Origin of the sequence: Rhodococcus sp. NPDC003318 (assembly GCF_042879035.1) — a bacterium.
Lineage (GTDB): Bacteria > Actinomycetota > Actinomycetes > Mycobacteriales > Mycobacteriaceae > Rhodococcus_G.
In genome coordinates, this window is record NZ_JBIAOU010000015.1 from 13,221 (window position 1) to 30,816 (window position 17,596).

18 protein-coding genes are annotated in these 17,596 nt (G+C 71.2%); 11 read left to right on the plus strand and 7 right to left on the minus strand.

What is annotated here, in order from left to right; genetic code table 11:
* Window positions 1–74: 74 nt before the first annotated feature.
* Complete coding sequence (locus ACFYVR_RS20355) at window positions 75–839, minus strand: SDR family NAD(P)-dependent oxidoreductase (protein WP_387476491.1); 765 nt, start codon at window positions 837–839, stop codon at window positions 75–77.
* An 81-nt stretch (window positions 840–920) separates the two neighbouring features.
* Between ACFYVR_RS20355 and ACFYVR_RS20360 the strand changes: the two genes are divergently transcribed.
* Together ACFYVR_RS20360 and ACFYVR_RS20365 are read left to right on the plus strand one after the other, a co-directional pair.
* Entirely contained in the window at window positions 921–1,562 is a 642-nt protein-coding gene (locus ACFYVR_RS20360) for a TetR family transcriptional regulator (protein WP_387476493.1), read from the plus strand.
* Window positions 1,563–1,829: 267 nt separating this feature from the next.
* Window positions 1,830–2,324, plus strand: a complete 495-nt coding sequence (locus ACFYVR_RS20365; RefSeq protein WP_387476495.1) for a hypothetical protein — start codon at window positions 1,830–1,832, stop codon at window positions 2,322–2,324.
* A 2-nt stretch (window positions 2,325–2,326) separates the two neighbouring features.
* Here ACFYVR_RS20365 and ACFYVR_RS20370 read toward each other — a convergent pair whose 3' ends face one another.
* On the minus strand, window positions 2,327–4,060 hold the full coding sequence (locus ACFYVR_RS20370; protein WP_387476497.1) for a glycerol-3-phosphate dehydrogenase/oxidase: 1,734 nt from the start codon (window positions 4,058–4,060) through the stop codon (window positions 2,327–2,329).
* Between the two features lie 77 nt (window positions 4,061–4,137).
* Here ACFYVR_RS20370 and glpK point away from each other — a divergent pair, with 77 nt between their 5' ends.
* The gene (glpK, locus tag ACFYVR_RS20375; RefSeq protein WP_387476499.1) at window positions 4,138–5,628 is read left to right on the plus strand and encodes a glycerol kinase GlpK; all 1,491 of its coding nucleotides are present in this window, start codon (window positions 4,138–4,140) and stop codon (window positions 5,626–5,628) included.
* A 12-nt stretch (window positions 5,629–5,640) separates the two neighbouring features.
* Here the strand turns inward: glpK and ACFYVR_RS20380 are convergent, their stop codons facing one another.
* Window positions 5,641–7,044 carry an NAD(P)H-quinone dehydrogenase gene (locus ACFYVR_RS20380; RefSeq protein WP_387476501.1) on the minus strand — a complete coding sequence of 468 codons (1,404 nt, stop codon included), beginning with the start codon at window positions 7,042–7,044 and terminating at the stop codon, window positions 5,641–5,643.
* Window positions 7,045–7,229: 185 nt separating this feature from the next.
* Between ACFYVR_RS20380 and ACFYVR_RS20385 the strand changes: the two genes are divergently transcribed.
* Window positions 7,230–7,706 (plus strand): gamma-glutamylcyclotransferase, encoded by a 477-nt coding sequence (locus ACFYVR_RS20385; protein ID WP_387476503.1) that lies wholly within the window; start codon window positions 7,230–7,232, stop codon window positions 7,704–7,706.
* A 30-nt stretch (window positions 7,707–7,736) separates the two neighbouring features.
* On the opposite strand, the gene ACFYVR_RS20390 is transcribed toward ACFYVR_RS20385, so the two are convergent.
* The 3 genes from ACFYVR_RS20390 to ACFYVR_RS20400 all read right to left on the minus strand — a co-directional run bounded on the left by ACFYVR_RS20390 (window position 7,737) and on the right by ACFYVR_RS20400 (window position 10,871).
* Entirely contained in the window at window positions 7,737–8,906 is a 1,170-nt protein-coding gene (locus ACFYVR_RS20390; RefSeq protein WP_387476505.1) for a M20 family metallopeptidase, read from the minus strand.
* Entirely contained in the window at window positions 8,903–10,078 is a 1,176-nt protein-coding gene (locus ACFYVR_RS20395; RefSeq protein WP_387476507.1) for a M20 family metallopeptidase, read from the minus strand. Before ACFYVR_RS20395 ends, ACFYVR_RS20390 begins: the two co-directional genes overlap by 4 nt.
* 94 nt (window positions 10,079–10,172) lie before the next feature.
* Window positions 10,173–10,871, minus strand: a complete 699-nt coding sequence (locus ACFYVR_RS20400; protein ID WP_387476509.1) for an enoyl-CoA hydratase/isomerase family protein — start codon at window positions 10,869–10,871, stop codon at window positions 10,173–10,175.
* A gap of 53 nt (window positions 10,872–10,924) precedes the next feature.
* Between ACFYVR_RS20400 and ACFYVR_RS20405 the strand changes: the two genes are divergently transcribed.
* Window positions 10,925–11,710 (plus strand): purine-nucleoside phosphorylase, encoded by a 786-nt coding sequence (locus ACFYVR_RS20405; RefSeq protein ID WP_387476511.1) that lies wholly within the window; start codon window positions 10,925–10,927, stop codon window positions 11,708–11,710.
* Window positions 11,707–13,320, plus strand: coding sequence for a phospho-sugar mutase (locus ACFYVR_RS20410; protein WP_387476513.1), 1,614 nt, complete (start codon window positions 11,707–11,709; stop codon window positions 13,318–13,320). Before ACFYVR_RS20405 ends, ACFYVR_RS20410 begins: the two co-directional genes overlap by 4 nt.
* A gap of 9 nt (window positions 13,321–13,329) precedes the next feature.
* Here ACFYVR_RS20410 and upp read toward each other — a convergent pair whose 3' ends face one another.
* Entirely contained in the window at window positions 13,330–13,959 is a 630-nt protein-coding gene (upp, locus tag ACFYVR_RS20415; RefSeq protein ID WP_387476515.1) for a uracil phosphoribosyltransferase, read from the minus strand.
* A gap of 121 nt (window positions 13,960–14,080) precedes the next feature.
* Between upp and ACFYVR_RS20420 the strand changes: the two genes are divergently transcribed.
* From ACFYVR_RS20420 to ACFYVR_RS20440, 5 genes are read left to right on the plus strand one after another with little or no spacing between them, the layout of a single operon-like run.
* Window positions 14,081–14,410, plus strand: coding sequence for a type VII secretion target (locus ACFYVR_RS20420; RefSeq protein ID WP_387476517.1), 330 nt, complete (start codon window positions 14,081–14,083; stop codon window positions 14,408–14,410).
* Window positions 14,407–15,537 carry an NlpC/P60 family protein gene (locus ACFYVR_RS20425; RefSeq protein WP_387476519.1) on the plus strand — a complete coding sequence of 377 codons (1,131 nt, stop codon included), beginning with the start codon at window positions 14,407–14,409 and terminating at the stop codon, window positions 15,535–15,537. Before ACFYVR_RS20420 ends, ACFYVR_RS20425 begins: the two co-directional genes overlap by 4 nt.
* Window positions 15,534–15,938 carry a hypothetical protein gene (locus tag ACFYVR_RS20430; protein ID WP_387476521.1) on the plus strand — a complete coding sequence of 135 codons (405 nt, stop codon included), beginning with the start codon at window positions 15,534–15,536 and terminating at the stop codon, window positions 15,936–15,938. The genes ACFYVR_RS20425 and ACFYVR_RS20430 overlap by 4 nt, the downstream gene beginning before the upstream one ends.
* Window positions 15,935–16,237, plus strand: coding sequence for a YbaB/EbfC family nucleoid-associated protein (locus tag ACFYVR_RS20435; RefSeq protein ID WP_387476523.1), 303 nt, complete (start codon window positions 15,935–15,937; stop codon window positions 16,235–16,237). Before ACFYVR_RS20430 ends, ACFYVR_RS20435 begins: the two co-directional genes overlap by 4 nt.
* 10 nt (window positions 16,238–16,247) lie before the next feature.
* Window positions 16,248–17,519 (plus strand): primosomal protein, encoded by a 1,272-nt coding sequence (locus ACFYVR_RS20440; protein WP_387476525.1) that lies wholly within the window; start codon window positions 16,248–16,250, stop codon window positions 17,517–17,519.
* Window positions 17,520–17,596 lie beyond the last annotated feature (77 nt).

The window sequence follows — 17,596 nt, forward strand, 5'->3', positions numbered from 1 at the left end:
GAGCTGCCCCCAGCCTGTGCGAGTCTCGGTAGCCGGAGCCACCAGGAACACGCACAGGCACCGCAGGCGCACACTCACATGTGGGTGCCACCGTCGATGCGAATCTCGGTGCCGGTGACGAACTTTCCGTCGTCGGAGGCCAGCATCGCGATGACGCCGGCGACGTCCTCCGGCGGCGCGAAACCGTTCCCGATCCACGGGTACAGCTTGCCGATCAGGCTCGGGTCGACGTCCTCGGGGAACCCGGGGTTGCTGGTCATGCCGGACGCGATGGACCCGGGCTCGACGGCAACGGCGCGCAGTCCCTGCTTGGCGTACTCGAGTGCGATCGCGTGGGTGAACGACCGGATACCGCCCTTCGTCGCCGCGTAGGCCGCCATGTAGGGGTGCGCGAACGACGCCGAGGTGGAGCTGAAGTTCACCACCACACCGCTGCCCGACGCGAGGAGCGCGGGCAGTGCCTGCCTGGTCACCAGGAACGTCCCGGTCAGGTTGACGCCGATCATCGTGTTCCAGAACTCGAGCGTGGTCTCGGCGGTGTGCGACGCGCGCAGGATCCCGGCGGCGTTGACGAGTACCCGCAGGCCGCCGAGGTCGGCGATCGCGCCACCGATCGCGTCCCGCACCGACGCCTCGTCGGCGATGTCGGCGACCACGGTGCTCAGGCGGTCGGCGACGCCCGCCTCCTCGGCGCGCTCCCGTGTCACCGCCAGTCCCGGCTCGGACAGGTCCGCGGCCGCGACGACCGCGCCCTCGGCGAGGAGCCGGGCCACGGTCGCCTGGCCGATGCCGGACCCCGCGCCGGTGACGAGAACGGGACGTCCCTCGAATCGATTCATGAACAGCGCTCCTTGTCCTTCGGCGCGACCCGCGCCCCTGCACGTCATGCCGGAGTGGCACGACGTGTCATGATGGTGGCCATGGCCGACCCCTCAGCGCAAGCCCCCGGTTCACTCACCGAGAGACGCAAGGCGCGGACCCAGGTCGAGATAGCCCACCGCGCCGCCGAACTGTTCGCCGCGCACGGCACCGGCGCCGTCACCGCGGAGGACATCGCCACCTCCGCAGGCATCGGCCTGCGCACCTTCTACCGGTACTTCCGGACCAAGGAGGAGGCCGTCACCCCTCTCCTCTCCGCGGGCGTGACCGACTGGCTCCGGGACCTGGCCGCCACACCGGACGACGTTCCCGTCGCCGTCGCGCTGGAGACGTCCGCCCGCCGCGCGCTCAGCGTCCCCGGCCCGGCGGGCGTCGACGCGCTGCGCCTGACCCGCGACCTGCTTCGGGCCGTCCCGGGTGATCCGGCACTCGAATCCGTGTGGTTCCGGGTCGTGCAGGAGACCGAGGAGGCTCTCGTCGACGTGCTGGGGACACTGATGGGGCCGGACGCCGATCCCCTGGACGTCCGCATGATGGCGGTCGCGGGCAACACGGCGATGCGGCTGGCCGTCGCGACGTGGGCGGGCACCGACACCGACACACCGGGGCCCCGTCCCGCCGACATCGCGGTGCGCTGCATCCGCACCCTCACCGCCGGCCTCGGGCGTCCACCGACGACCTGAACTCCCCGACGCCGCGGGGTGGACCGAATCACGGCGAGTTCACAGCGTGCTCCGATGTGGCTCACGGACGGGCGCGCGATCGTGGAATCACCACAGTCCACCGATCCAGGAGGTCCTCGTGATCACCGTCGCGCTCACCCTGTTCGCGCTGTCCATGATGGCGCTGTCCGTGCCCGCCGCCCGCTCGGCACCCCGGTCGGTGGTGCGTACCCGCTGACGCCGCGCACGATCCGACACCGGGGTGCACCCCGTGCCAAGCTGTAACGCATGCCGCGTCAGCCGATCTCCGTCGAAGACACCGCCAGCCGGATCAGCGCCTACGTCTACGGGAACATTCTCGTCCTGACCGCGCTGATACCCCTGCACAACACCAGCGTCTCGCACGCCGGTGCCGTGGTCATCGGGACGTCGATCGCCACCTTCATCGCGCACGCGTTCGCCGAATCCGTGGGCCGCAGCGCGCGCGCCGGACGGAACCTCACCACCGTCGAGCGGGTCGCCGAACTCCGCGACTCGGTCCCCGTCCTCACCTCCGGTCTCATCCCGACCGTCGTCGTCGCCATGGGTGGCGCCGGCTGGATCGGGCTGAACACCGCCCTGGTGATCGCCGAGGTGTTGGTGGTCACCCGCATCGCAGGCACCACGTTCGTGATCGCCCGCCTGCGCGGTGAACGCCCGACCGGGCAAACCCTCTTCGGCTCAGTCGTTCTCGGGGTCGTCGCGGTTGTGGTCGTCGCGCTCAAGCTCGTGCTCACGCACTGACGTCACCGCGAGATCGGCACCGGTTCGAGGATCTCGGCACGCGCCTCGGGCGCCGCGGCCCGCAAGGCGTCCGCCGACAGGTCGTCGGGCTGGGCCTGGGACATCACCTCGGCCTCGACCCGGGCCCGGTACGTCGACACTTCGCGGTCGACCGCGGCCTCGTCCCAGCCCAGGATCGGCGCGACGAGCCGGGCGACCTGTTCGGCGCAGTTGACGCCGCGGTGCGGGTACTCGATCGCGATCCGGGTCCGGCGGGCGAGGATGTCCTCGAGGTGCAGCGCCCCCTCGGCGGCCGCCGCGTACACCATCTCGACCTGCAGGTAGTCCGGGGCGTCGGTGAGCGGCTGCAGCAACTCCGGCGTCGCCCGGCCGTGTTCGAGCACCTCGTCGACCAGGGACCCGTACCGGTCCAGCAGGTGCTTGACGCGGTACGGATGCAGTCCGTAGAGCTCGCCGAGATGAACGGTCTGGTTGACGAGCGCGAAGTAGCCGTCGGCGCCGACCAGAGGCACCCGCTCGGTGATCGACGACGCGACCCGGGCCGGGACGTCCTCGGACGCCACGTCCACCGCATCCTGCGCCATCACCCGGTAGGTCGTGTACTTGCCGCCGGCGATGGCGACCAGCCCGGGCGCGACGCGGGCCACGGCGTGTTCGCGGGAGAGCTTGGAGGTCTCGTCGCTCTCCCCCGCCAGCAGCGGGCGCAGTCCCGCGTACACCCCGTCGATGTCGTCGTGGGTCAGGGGCGTGACGAGCACCTTGTTGACGTGGCCGAGGATGTAGTCGATGTCGGCCTTCGTCGCCGCGGGGTGCGCCAGGTCGAGGTTCCAGTCGGTGTCCGTGGTGCCGATGATCCAGTGCCCGCCCCACGGGATGACGAACAGCACCGACTTCTCGGTGCGCAGGATGATCGCCGCGTCGCTGACGATGCGGTCGCGGGGCACCACCACGTGGACGCCCTTCGACGCCCGCACCCGGAACCGGCCACGCTGGCTCGACAGTGCCTGGATCTCGTCCGTCCACACTCCGGTCGCGTTGATCACCACGTGTCCCCGCACCTCGGTCGTGCTGCCGTTCTCCGAATCACGCACGCGCACACCGGAAACCCGATCCGCCTCACGGAGGAAGGCGACGACCTGCGTGGACGTCCGCACCACCGCCCCGTAGTGCGCCGCGGTCCGCGCGACGGTCATGGTGTGCCGGGCGTCGTCGACGACGGTGTCGTAGTACCGGATTCCGCCGATCAGGGCGTGCCGCTTGAGACCCGGTGCCATCCGCAGGGCACCGGCCCTGGTCAGATGTTTCTGCGCCGGAACGGATTTCGACCCACCCATCCGGTCGTACAGCAGGAACCCGGCAGCCATGTAGGGCCGCTCCCACACCCGATGCGTGAGCGGGAAGAGGAACTCGAGCGGCTTCACCAGGTGGGGCGCCAGCGTCGACATCGACAGTTCCCGCTCGTGCAGCGCCTCCGCCACCAGACCGAACTCGAGCTGCTCGAGGTAGCGCAGCCCGCCGTGGAACATCTTCGACGACCGCGACGAGGTGCCCGACGCGAAGTCGCGGGCCTCCACCAGCGCCACCTTCAGACCCCGGGTCGCGGCGTCCAGCGCGGCGCCGGCGCCGACGACTCCGCCGCCGATCACCACCACGTCGAACTGCTCGGTCCCCAACTGCTCCCACGCCAGTTCCCGCTGCCGTGGGCCGAGGAACTGCACACCAGGTTGTCTGTCCACGCGCACTCCCGAGGTTGTCGGCGAATCAGGTCCCAGGCTAGTAGGTTCGAGCCGAGACCGCCCGAGAGAGGACGCCCGTGCCCCAGTACATCGCCGCGATCGACCAGGGCACCACGTCGAGTCGGTGCATGATCTTCGACCACGGCGGTCGCGTGGTCTGCTCGGCGCAGCAGGAGCACCGCCAGATCTTCCCCCGGGCCGGATGGGTCGAGCACGACGCGACGGAGATCTGGCGGTCCACCCGGGAGGTCGTGGCCACGGCCCTCGCCAAACGGGACCTCACCGCCCACGACATCGCCGCGGTCGGCATCACCAATCAGCGCGAGACCACCGTCGTCTGGGACCGGACCACGGGCGAACCGGTGTACAACGCGATCGTCTGGCAGGACACCCGCACCGACCAGCTGTGCGAGGAACTCGCCGGCGACCACGGTCCGGACCGCTACCGGCAGACCACCGGGCTGCCGCTGTCCACGTACTTCTCCGGGCCGAAACTGCGCTGGATTCTCGACAACGTCGACGGCGTCCGCGACCGCGCCGAGGCCGGCGACCTGTGCTTCGGCACCATGGACAGCTGGATCCTGTGGAACCTCACCGGCGGCGTGCACGCGACCGACGTCACCAACGCGTCCCGGACGATGCTGATGGACCTGCGCACGCTGGACTGGGACGAGAGCATCTGCGCGGACATGCGGATCCCGATGTCGATGCTGCCGCGGATCCGCAGTTCGTCCGAGCAGTACGGCACGTCGCGTGCGCGCGGCAGCCTGGCGGGCGTCCCGGTGGCGGGCATCCTCGGCGACCAGCAGGCCGCGACGTTCGGACAGGCCTGCCTGTCCCCGGGCGAGGCGAAGAACACCTACGGCACCGGCAACTTCCTGCTGCTGAACACCGGCACCACACCCGTCCACAGCGAACACGGCCTGCTGACCACACTGTGCTACCGGATCGGCGACGCCGCCCCCGTCTACGCACTCGAGGGATCGGTGGCCGTGACCGGATCTCTCGTGCAGTGGCTGCGCGACAACCTCGGCATCATCGACTCCGCCACGGAGGTCGAGCTGCTGGCCTCCGCGGTCCCCGACAACGGCGGCACCTACTTCGTCCCCGCGTTCTCCGGACTGTTCGCGCCCCGGTGGCGTCCGGACGCGCGCGGCGCGATCGTCGGCCTGACGCGGTTCGTGAACAAGGGGCATCTGGCGCGAGCGGCGTTGGAGGCCACCGCCTTCCAGTCCCGCGAGGTGATCGAGGCGGCGCAGGCGGACTCGGGCGTGGCGCTCACCTCGCTGAAGGTCGACGGCGGCATGGTGCTCAACGAGACCCTGATGCAGTTCCAGGCCGACATCCTCGACGTCCCCGTGATCCGCCCGGTCGTCAACGAGACCACCGCCCTGGGCGCCGCCTACGCCGCCGGCCTCGCGGTCGGGTACTGGAGGTCCGAGGACGACATCCGCGCGAACTGGGAGGTCGGCAAGACGTGGACCCCGAACATGCCTGCGGAGCAACGGGATCGGCTGTACCGGGAGTGGAACCGTGCGGTGGAGCGCACCTACGACTGGGTCGAGTGAGCCCGGACGCGTTCAGTCGAGGTCGTCGTGCCTCATCAACTGGCGTGCGGCCTCGGTGATCGATCCCGACAGCGAGGGGTAGACCGAGAAGGTCTGCGCCAGGTCGTTGACCGACAGGTTGTTCTGCACCGCGATCGCGATCGGGAGGATCAGCTCCGACGCGGTCGGCGCCACGACGACACCGCCGATCACGACGCCGGTCGCGGGGCGGCAGAAGATCTTCACGAAACCGCGCCGCAGGCTGGACATCTTGGCGCGCGGGTTCGTGTTCAGCGGCAGCATCACCGTGCGCGCGGGTACCTCGCCGCTGTCGATCGAGGCCTGGCTGACGCCGACGTTCGCGATCTCGGGGCGGGTGAAGACGGCCGACGCGACGGTCTTGAGCTTGATCGGGCTCACGCCCTCGCCGAGCGCGTGGTACATCGCGATGCGTCCCTGCATCGCCGCGACCGACGCCAGGGGGAGCAGACCGGTGCAGTCGCCGGCCGCGTAGATCCCCGACACGCTGGTCCGCGACACCCGGTCCACGCGCAGGTAGCCGCCGCGGTCGAGTTCGATGCCGACCTTCTCGAGCCCCAGCCCGGACGTGTTCGGCGTGGAACCGACGGTCATCAGGGCGTGGCTGCCCGCGACGGTGCGACCGTCGGACAGCCGCACGACGATCCCGTCCTCGGTGCGTTCGACGGCGTCCGCCCGGGCGTGCTTGACCAGGGTGACACCCCGCTCGGACAGCGCTTCCTCGAGCACCAGCGCGGCGTCGGCGTCCTCGTGCGGCAGCACCCGGTCGCGGCTCGACACCATCGTCACCTGCACGCCCATCTCGGTGTACGCGGAGACGAACTCGGCACCGGTGACGCCGGAGCCGACGACCACGAGGTGCTCGGGCAGCGACTCGAGGTCGTAGAGCTGACGCCAGTTCAGGATGCGGTCGCCGTCCGGCTCGGCACCCGGCAGGACGCGGGGCGACGCGCCGGTCGCGATGAGCACGACATCGGCCTCGAGCACCCGCTCGCCGCCGTCCGCCAGGGTCGCCTTGACCTTGTGGGAGGCCATGCCGATGACCGGGTCGATCAGCTCGGCGGTGCCGGCGAGCAGTTCGACACCGGCCGTCTGCAGCTTGTCGCGAATGTCCGCGGACTGCGCCTGCGCGAGGCTCACGACCCGGGAGTTGATCTGCGGCAGGGAGATCGTCGCCTGCGACGGGTCGAGCGTGATGCCCAGGTCGGTGGCCCGGCGCATGTCGGTGCGCACGCCCGTCGACGCGATGAAGGTCTTCGACGGCACGCAGTCCCAGAGCACGCACGCGCCACCGATTCCGTCCGAATCGACCAGCGTGACCGACGCCCCGTGCTGCGCCGCGACGAGAGCCGCCTCGTAGCCCGCGGGTCCTCCGCCAATGATCACGATCCGGCTCATCCATCCTCCATGTTTCGGCAGCGTGCACGCACTCGTCGGTCCGTCCACCCTATTCAACGGCGCCGGTCGAGCGCACATCGACGGGCGACGGCGGACGCATCCCGGCGTCGCGCGGCGGCGACCACACGGTCGGTTCGGGCGGCATACCGTTCGAAGGCCGCCGGGTCACGGTCTACGCTTTCTCCGTGCCGATATACGCCGCGTATGGATCCAACATGCATCCGGAGCAGATGCTCGAGCGTTGCCCCCACTCGCCGATGGCGGGCACGGGCTGGCTCAACGGGTGGCGCCTGACCTTCAGTGGCGGCGACATCGGCTGGGAGGGCGCGCTCGCGACCGTCGTCGAGGACCCCGATTCGCGGGTGTTCGTGGTGCTCTACGACGTCCCCGACGAGGACGAGGTCCGGCTCGACCGCTGGGAGGGCTCCGAACTCGGCATCCACCGCAAGATCCGGCTGCGCGTCGACACCGACACCGGAGAGTCGGTTCTGGCATGGCTGTACGTCCTCGACGCGTACGAGGGCGGTCTGCCGTCGGCCCGCTACCTCGGCGTGATGGCCGACGCCGCGGAGATCGCGGGTGCGCCCGCGGACTACGTCCGTGAGCTGCGGACCCGCAACAGCCGCAACGTCGGCCCGGGGACCATCGGCTACTCCGAATAGCAGCCCGGCCGGGCCGTCGGCTCGCCGCACTCAGGGCACCGTCGGCTCGCCGCCTGTCGCGAGGTTGGCGAGCACCCGCACACCGACGGCCAGGGCTCGTTCGTCGAGATCGAAGGTCGGCTGATGGATGTCGAGTTGTTCGCCGACGCCGGACCACACCCCGAGCCGTGCCATCGCCCCCGGGACCTCCTCGAGGTACCAGGAGAAGTCCTCGCCGCCGCCGGACTGCGGGGTGTCGGACAGCGCATCGGGGCCGAGCTGCGAGATGGCGTGTTCGAACATCCGGGTCGACACCTCGTCGTTGACGACCGGGGGGACGCCGCGCCGGTAGTTCAGTTCGTAGCGCACACCGGTGGGGGCGAGCAGGCCGTGCACGATCTCCCGCACGAGCGGCTCGAGCAGCGCCCAGGTGTCGTGGTCGCCGGTGCGGACGGTACCGACGAGGCGTCCGGTCTGCGGGATGGCGTTGGGGGCCTGACCGGCGCTGACCGCGCCCCACACCATCACGGTGCTGGTTCGCGGATCGATCCTCCGGCTGAGCATGCCGGGCAGACCGGTGATGACGGTGCCGAGCGCGTAGACCAGGTCGGTGGTCAGGTGCGGACGGGAGGTGTGCCCGCCGGGCGAGTCGAGCAGCAACTCGACCGTGTCGGCGGCCGAGGTGATCGCGCCGAGACGCACCCCGACGCGGCCCGCCGCCAGCCGCGGATCACAGTGCAGCGCAAATATTCTCGACACGTCCTTCATCGCGCCGGTGGCGACGACGTCGAGCGCACCACCGGGCATGACCTCTTCCGCCGGCTGGAACACCAGGCGCACGCCGTAGGGCAGCGGCTCCGGTGCCTGCGCGAGTGCCAGTCCGGCGCCCAGCAGGATGGTGGTGTGCGCGTCGTGGCCGCAGGCGTGCGAGACACCGGGGACGGTCGACGAGTACGGCGCGCCCGTGTCTTCCTGCAGCGGCAGTGCGTCCATGTCGGCGCGCAACGCCACCCGCGGTCCGTCCGGCCCGATGTCGCAGGTCAGTCCGGTTCCGCCGGGCAGGATCCGGGGTTCGAGGCCGGCCGCGGTGAGCTTGCCGGCGACGAACTCGGTGGTGGCGAACTCGCGACGCGCGAGTTCGGGATGGGCGTGGATGTGCCTGCGCCACGCCGACAGGTCGGATGTGTGGTCCTCGACCCAGCGGTCGATCCAGTTGCTCACGACCGTGCCCCCCGTCGGTCGGCGACGACGCCGAGGAGACGTGCGCGCTGCACCGGATCGGTCGCGGCGGCGATCGCGGTGCCCGCCAGCGCGCGGGCACCGTCGAGCACGGCGCGGTCGGCGGAGGGCGTCACACACGCCGCCGCGAACTCCGGCTGGTGCGTCACCGCACCGGCCGCTTCGATCCCGATCACCGGGTGGATCCCCGGAATCACATGCGTCACGTTTCCCATGTCGGTACTGCCCAGGGGGCGCGATCCTTCCCGGTCGGGGGGCAGCGGTGTGCGGCCCATCGTTTCGATCAGTTCCCGGTAGGCCCCCACCAGCCAGGGGTCCGGCCGAAGCTCGACGTAATTGGGTGAGACGGTGCGGATCTCGTGCGTACAACCGGCGGCGAGCGCACCGGCCTCGAAGCAGGCCAGCGCCCGCCGGGTGAGCTCGTCGAGCGAATCGGAGGTCCGTGCGCGCAGGTAGTACAGCATCTCGGTGCGGGCGGGAACGATGTTCGGCGCCACACCGCCGTCGCTGACGATTCCGTGCATCTGCTGTCCCGGCGCGAGGTGCTGGCGGAGCAGTCCCAGACCCACCTGGGCGACGGTCGCGGCGTCGGCGGCGTTGCGGCCGTGCTGCGGTGCAGCGGAGGCGTGCGCCTCGCGACCGGCGTAGGTGACGGCGAGGTCGGCCATCGCGAGTGACGTGGCCCCGGCGATGTCCTCGGGTCCGGGGTGCACCATCGCGGCCATGGCCAGGTCGTCGAACGCACCCCGTTCGAGCATGACCACCTTGCCGCCGCCGCTCTCCTCGGCCGGGGTGCCGATCACCCGGACCGTGATGCCGAGCCGGTCCGCCAGCGGCGCGAGCGCGACGCCGGCGCCGACGGCTGCCGCGGCGATGATGTTGTGCCCGCACGCGTGGCCGATCTCGGGCAGGGCGTCGTACTCGGCGAAGATGCCGATCACCATCTCACCGCTGCCGTACTCCGCGCACAGCGCGGTCGGCAGGTCCGCGTAGGCGGTGGTCACCTCGAAGCCGTACCGGGACAGCACTTCCGTGGTCTTGGCGGCGCTGCGATGCTCGGCGAAGGACAGTTCCGGCTCGGCGTGGAGGGAATGGGACAGCGCGATCAGGTCCGTCTGGGCGACGGTAATCGTCCGGTCCACATCCGAGGTCACGATTTCCAGTCTCTCACCTCGGAGGGCGGCGAAGCCGCAGTGGTGCACTTACGGACGTCGGGGCGTCCACAAGTGCACCACTGCGGCGCAGCCGCTACCCGAACGAGAGGTTCGTCGGATCGGTCGGGACGGCGAGCGCGGTCAGGATGGGGGCGTGCAGGTCGGACTTGATCTTGCGGAGGTTCGGCCCGTGCAGTGCCACCGTCGCGCCGGCGCGGGAGACCGCCGCGGCGAGCACGCCGTCTCCGTCGGCGGTCTCGTTGACGATCCCGGCTGCGAGGGCGTCGGCGCCGCCGTACCGACGGCTCGTGGTCATCGCCTCCACGGCGACCAGCCGGGGCAGCTGGGTGGTCATCAGTGCGTTCATCCCGATCGTGAACGGCATGTTCAGGTTCGCCTCGGGCAGGCAGTAGAAGCCGCGGTCCGCGCGCATGACACGCAGGTCGCACGAGACGGCCAGCATCGCACCGGCTCCGAAGGCGTGGCCCTGGATCGCCGCGACGGTCGTCATCGGGAAGGTCAGCAGCCGGGTGAAGATCGTGTGCACCCGGTCGAGGTAGCCGTGGATCTTGTCGAGGTTGCCGAACAACCAGTCTGTGTCGAGGCCGTTGGTGAAGTACTTGCCGGACGCCGCGACCACCAGCGCGGCCGGACCCTCGGCCGCCTCGACCTCGTCGAGCAGGGCGTGGAACCGGTCGATCCAGTCCGGGTGGAAGCGGTTCTCGCTGTCCGTCCGGCCCTGGTCACCGAGGTGGAGAATGTGGACGTCGCCGACGCGCTCGAGGTAAGGCATGCCGAAATACTACCTGCGAGTAACTTGTGGTGTCGCCAGTACTGTGTGCCTTCATGGGCACCCCCGAACAGCAGGCCGCACAGGTTCTCGCCGAACACACCGGCGTGGCGAAGCACGACGTCGCGATCGTCCTCGGCTCGGGATGGCAGGCCGCGGCCGACGCGTTCGGTCGGCCCGGCTCGCGCATTCCGATGGCCGACCTCCCCGGATTCGCCACCCCCTCGGCCGCCGGCCACAGCGGAACCGTCTCGTCGGTACGGATCGGGGACGCCACGGTCCTCGTCCTGCTCGGACGCACCCACGCCTACGAGGGCCACGACCTCGCCCAGGTCGTGCACCCGGTGCGCACCGCGGTCGCGGCCGGCGTCCGGACGGTCGTCCTCACCAACGCCGCGGGCGGAATCCGGTCCGGACTGCGGGTCGGGCAGCCGGTCCTGATCAGCGACCACGTCAACCTGACCGCCCGCTCGCCCCTCGTCGGTGCCCAGTTCGTCGACCTCGTCGACGCCTACTCCCCCCGCCTGCGCACTCTCGCCCGCACCATCGACCCGACCCTCGAGGAGGGCGTGTACGCGGGCCTCCCCGGCCCGCATTACGAGACCCCCGCCGAGATCCGGATGCTGCGCACCCTCGGCGCCGACCTGGTCGGCATGTCGACCGTGCACGAGACGATCGCCGCCCGCGCGCTGGGCGCGGAGGTCCTGGGCATCTCGCTCGTCACCAACCTGGCCGCCGGGATCACCGGCGAGAACCTCGACCACGCCGAGGTGCTGGCCGCCGGCGCCGCGTCGGCCGGTCGGATCGGCGAGCTGTTGCGGGAACTGGTGGCCGCGCTGTGAATCCCGGGCTCCGCGGCGCCGTGGACGCGTGGATCGCGGGCGATCCCGACCCCGCCGCCCGCACCGAACTCGCCGGCCTCACGGAAGGCGAACTCGCGCAACGATTCTCGTCGAAACTGACGTTCGGAACCGCGGGACTGCGCGGCCCCCTGCACGCCGGGCCCGACGGCATGAACGTCGCCGTGGTCACCCGCACGACCGCCGGGATCTCGGCCTGGCTGCAGTCGAGATGCCTCGGCGGATCCGTGGTCGTGGTCGCCCGCGACGGCCGTCACGGCAGCGCGGTCTTCGCCACCACGACCGCCGAAGTGTTTGCCGCAGCGGGATTCTCGGTTGTGCTGCTGCCCGGACCGACGCCGACGCCTGTGCTCGCCTACGCCGTCCGCGCACTCGGAGCGCAACTCGGCGTGCAGATCACCGCGTCGCACAACCCGGCCACCGACAACGGGTACAAGGTCTACCTCGACAGCGGCGCGCAACTGGTCTCACCCGCGGATCGGGAGATCGAGGCGGCGATCGCCGCGGTCGGTCCCGCCGTCGACGTGCCCCGATCCCCCGTCTCACCCGCCGACGGCACGACCCTGGTCCGTGACTACCTCGCCCGGGTCGCGACGCTGCCGCGCGGCACCGCACGCGACCTGCGGATCGCGCTGACCCCGCTGCACGGAGTGGGCGGCGGTGTCGCCGTCGAGGCCCTGCAGGCGGCCGGGTTCGCCGAGATCCACACCGTCGCCGAGCAGTTCGCACCCGACCCCGACTTCCCCACCGTCGCGTTCCCCAATCCGGAGGAACCCGGCGCCACCGACGCCCTGCTCGCCACCGCCGCCCGGGTGGACGCCGACCTCGCGATCGCGCTCGACCCGGACGCCGACCGCTGCGCCGTCGGCGTGCCCACCGCGGACGGCTGGCGGATGCTCACCGGCGACGAGACGGGGGCACTGCTCGGCGACCGGATCCTGTCGGGTCGACCGGCGGACTCCGACCCGCTCGTGGCCACCACGGTGGTGTCGTCGCAACTGCTCGCACGGATCGCCGCCGCCCGCGGCGCCCGCTTCGCGCAGACCCTCACCGGGTTCAAGTGGCTGGTGCGCGCGGGCAGCGGGCTGGTGTACGCCTACGAGGAGGCGATCGGGCACTGCGTCGACCCGGAGTCGGTGCGGGACAAGGACGGAGTCTCCGCCGCCGTCGCGCTCGCCGATCTCGCCGCCGAGCTGAAGTCGCGGGGACGCACGCTCCTCGACGCACTCGACGACCTGGCGGTCGAGTTCGGGGTCCACGCCACCACGCAGGTGTCGCTGCGCGTCGAGCACGTCGAACGGATCACCGCGCTCATGGGTCGGCTCCGGGCCGACCTGCCGACCGAACTGGCGGGTCGACCGGTCACCGCGGAGGACCTGCTCGACCGGCGTGGGCAGGACCGCACCGACGCCCTCGTGCTGACCGGGGACGGCGTCCGGGTGGTGGTGCGGCCGTCCGGAACCGAACCGAAGCTCAAGTGCTACGTCGAGGCCGTCGAACCGGTGGCCGATCGCGCCGACCTGCCCCGCGCGCGGGCCGCGGCGGTGGAGACACTGCGTGCCTGCGCGACGTTCGCCGCCGCGCAGGGGTGAGGACGCGCGTCAGATGTTGCGGGGCCCGAACTGCCGGTCGCCCGCGTCGCCGAGGCCCGGCACGATGTAGGCGTCGTCGTTGAGTCCCTCGTCGATGCTCGCCGTCACCAGACGAACCGGTACACCCGACTCCGCGAGCGCTTCGACACCCTGAGGCGCGGCGACCACGCACACCGCGGTGACGTCGGTGGCGCCGCGTTCGGCGAGCAACTCGAGGGTCCGCACCATCGAGCCGCCGGTGGCGAGCATCGGGTCGAGGACGTAGACGGGGATCCCCGCCAGGTCCGCCGGCAGGGATTCCAGGTACGGAACCGGTTGGTGGGTTCGCTCGTCGCGGGCCATGCCGACGAAGCCGACCTGCGACTGCGGGATCAGCGAGCTCGCCTGCTCGACCATGCCGAGCCCGGCGCGCAGCACCGGCACCAGCAACGGGGGCTTCGCGAGGCGCACCCCGCGCGCCGGCGCGACCGGGGTGACGATGTCGAACTCCTCGACCTCGGCGTCGCGGATGGCCTCGTAGATCAGCATGTGGGTGAGTTCGCGCAACGCCGCCCGGAACGCCGGATTGCTGCTGCGCTCGTCCCGCATCGTGGTCAACAGTGATGCCGCGAGGGGGTGGTCGACCACGTGCGTGTCCATGGCCTTCAAGGATAGGCAACCGACGGGAACCGGTCCGCGCGAACATGCGTCCTACTTCGTGACAGGACAGCTGTGCAGACGCGAGGACTGTGCAGCCGACAACGACGGGGGGAAGCGGGCGATGACCGAGTTTTCAGCGGTGACCGACGGAATCCGGGGGTACGGGGCGACCGCCACGACGATGGCCGCCGAGGCGAGAGCGGCCGCGACGGGCGCCGCGGCGGCCGGGCCGGGTCTGCTCGCGCCGGTGTTCGGCGTGATCGGTGGCGATTTCCTGGCGGCATTCACCGCTGCCCACAGCTCGCACACCGCCGGGTTGACGAATCTCGCGGACACCCTCGACAGCATGGGTGCCGCGGCGTCCGAGTCGGCGACCGCGTACGACGAGGCCGACCTGGGCGTCGCGACGGGCCTGGCGGCGGCGGGCGCCGGATCGGGGGATGACGCATGATCGCCGTCGACGTGCTGGCGCGGCCCCTGACGGACCTGGTCGCGACGTTCGGGACGGGGGCCCTGCCCGCGGACGGACCACCGCAGGCGCTCGCGGTCGCCTCCGCCGCGCTCGACTCCGCTCATGCCATCGGCAAACTCGCTCTCGCCGAACTCGGCGCCGTGTGGTCGGGCGCGGCCGCCGAGGGCGCCCAGATCAAGGCGGAGCAGGCCCAGGTCCAGCAGGTCCAGCTCTCCGAGCGCGGCACCGAGATCGCGTCCGTGCTCACCGCGGCGTCCGAGGTCGTCGGCGCGGGCCTGGCCGAGCTGCAGTCGATCGTCGCGTCGTTCGTCTCCACGGCCGTTTCGGCCGGCCCGGCCCTGGCCACCCCGGCCGGGCAGGTCGCGATCGTCGCGTCCGCGATCGACCACCTGTCCCGCGGCATGGCCGTGGTCGCGCGGGTCCGCGCCGAACTCTGCGTCCACACCGCCGCGATGGCCGAAATGACCGCGCCGGATCCGGCCCTGACCCCGGCGGGGACGGTTCAGGCGGCGGTCCGGCCGACCGCGGTCACGCCCACCCTGTCGCTGTCGGGTCTCCAGCAGCGTGGGGACGCCTTCAGCGGGTTCGTGCAGGGTTTCGCGGACGCCGCCTCCTCGGCGCCGGGACCTGCCTGCTCGGAGTACACCGGTTCGCCCGCCCCCGCACCGGTCGCGGGAGGCACCGGCAGCGCCGCGTCCTCGGACTGCAGCGGCGGCGTCGAGGTGTTCCTTCCCGACGGCAGCACCGCGATGGCCCCGAACAGGGAGGCCGCGGAGGCGGTCCGCAATGCGCTCAGTCAGCAGGGCGTCCCCTACTCGTGGGGCGGGACGACACCCGGCCAGGGCCTGGACTGCTCCGGACTGACCCAGTGGGCCTACGGTGAAGCGGGCGTCGAGATCCCCCGGCTGGCGCAGGAGCAGAACGTCGGCTGCCCCGTCGACCAGACGGACCTGATGCCCGGCGACCTCGCCGTGTGGGACGGTCACGTCGCGATGGTGATCGGGAACGGCCAGATGATCGAGGCCGGAGACCCCGTGCAGGTCAGCGCCGTGCGCACGGCGAACATGGGAATGGGCTTCTATGGCTTCTACCGGCCGACCGTATGAGCGCGTTCGGTCCCGGTGTCCCCGTCGCCGCCGTGCTCGGCGCGGCCGACCCGGATCCCGCTCCCACGGCCCCACCCGCGCCGGGTCACGACCACGAGGGGGTCGCCGTGGCGACCGCCGCGAACCGCTCGGGAACGGTCACCGTCACCGCGACGGATCGCGGTCTGCCGCTGGACCTCCGCATCGACCCTCGTGAGATGCGTTACGGCGGAGAGGCACTCGCGGTCGCGATTCTCGACGTGGGCCGCGCCGCCACCGTGTCGGCGAGGTTGCGGCGCCGCGAGGACCTGGCCGAGGCCGGCGTACCCACACCGGTCCTGGAGGATCTGGGGCTGCCGGCGCCGGACCAATCGGCGCCGGACCCGGGCAGCGTCCCGCACACCTGGATGAAGCCACTGTGAGCGGATCGGAGATGGACGCGGCGGTCGCCCGCGCGACCGCGGGCCTCGACTCCCTCGAGGACGCGCTGCACCAGCTGTCCACGGCGCGGGCCCGGGTCACCCACCCGTCCGGGCTGGTGAGCGTCGAGGTGGACTGGCAGGGCGGGATGTCGGGGCTGTGGATCGCGCAGTCCCTCCACCGGGTCGACGCCCGTGACGTGGCGCGCGCAGTGGTCGAGGCGGCGGCCCACGCGGCGGCGCTGGTGTCGGATCGGCGGGATCGGACACTGGCATCGCTCGAAGGCCGGTTGACCTACTAGGCTTCGCGCCATGGCAGGAGACATCGTCCCGATCCAACTCGGTCTGACCGAGGGAGACCTCGTCACGCTGTGGGCTCCGCGGTGGCGGGAGGGCGACGACGAGTGGGAGGCGTTCCTCGGCCACGAGGACGATCTGTACGGCTTCTCCTCGGCCGCCGAACTGGCGGCGTTCGTTCGTGGCGCCAAGGACCACGATCTGGTGGAACATCCGTCGTGGCCGATCGTGGCGGCGCTGTCCGCCGCCGAGTTCGAGCCGGACGACACCCACGTGTACGACCTGATCGGGGTGCCCGAGCTGGTGGCGGGCGACCCGGACGCCGACACCCTCGGGGAACTCGAAGACACCTTCGAGATGGCCCGCTCCATCGGCGAGGTGTGCGAGCTCGACGCCGTCACACGCTTTTTCAGCTCCAATCCCCTGCTGGGTGCCGTCGCGGCCGGTCCCAACGGGTTCGTGGGGCGGGACGGGGCGGAGCGCTGGGATCGGATCGGTACCGCGGTCGCCGACGGTTGGGACGCCCTGGTCGACGCGATCGACGCGATCGTGGCCACTCCGCCGGTCGATGCGGCGGCGGTCGCCGAGGCCGAAGCCGAAATCGTTGCCGCGGAGGAGAACGTCGTCGACGCCGACGACGTTGCGGACGAGGGCGAGGAGGACGGCGACGACCTCGAGTTCGTGTCGCTCGACCTCGACGACCACCAGACGGATCCGGTCGCCGAGGCAGCGGAGGACGAGACGTTCTGGACGGCGGTCGGCATCGACCCCGTCAAGATCATCACCTCGTCGGCGACGTACTTCACGCTGCGCTGCTATCTGGACGACGATCCGGTCTTCCTCGGCAAGGCCGGCAAGATCCTGGTGTTCACGTCCGAACGTGCACTGGCCCGCTACCTCGCGGACAACCACGACCACGACCTCGCCCACGTCAGCACCTACTCGAAGGTGCAGGCCGCGGCGGTGGACGGCGCGCTCGAGATCGAGGTGACGGACGAGAACGTCTACGTGCTCCCGGGGCTCGCGGACGACCTGTCCGGCGGTCCGGAGTCGGTGGACGTCGACCAGCTCGACCTCGCGGTGGAGTTGTTCACCGACGCCGCCGCCTACGCCGACGACGAGTCCACCGAGCGGGCGTTGGCATCCTCGACCCCGCTCGGCTGGTACGTCTCGTACACGTTGAACCCCGATCCGTCCCGACTGGCACCTTCCGCCCCGTTCACCAACGAGGCGGAGGCATGGCGGACGCTCGAACACGAGTTCGAGTCCCGACTGCGGGTGGAGTGACCCGGCCGCCGCCCGTCGCCGTCGAAAACCCCTGTGCACACCCCTGCTGCACCGCGCACACCCGTTCTGCCCGCGCA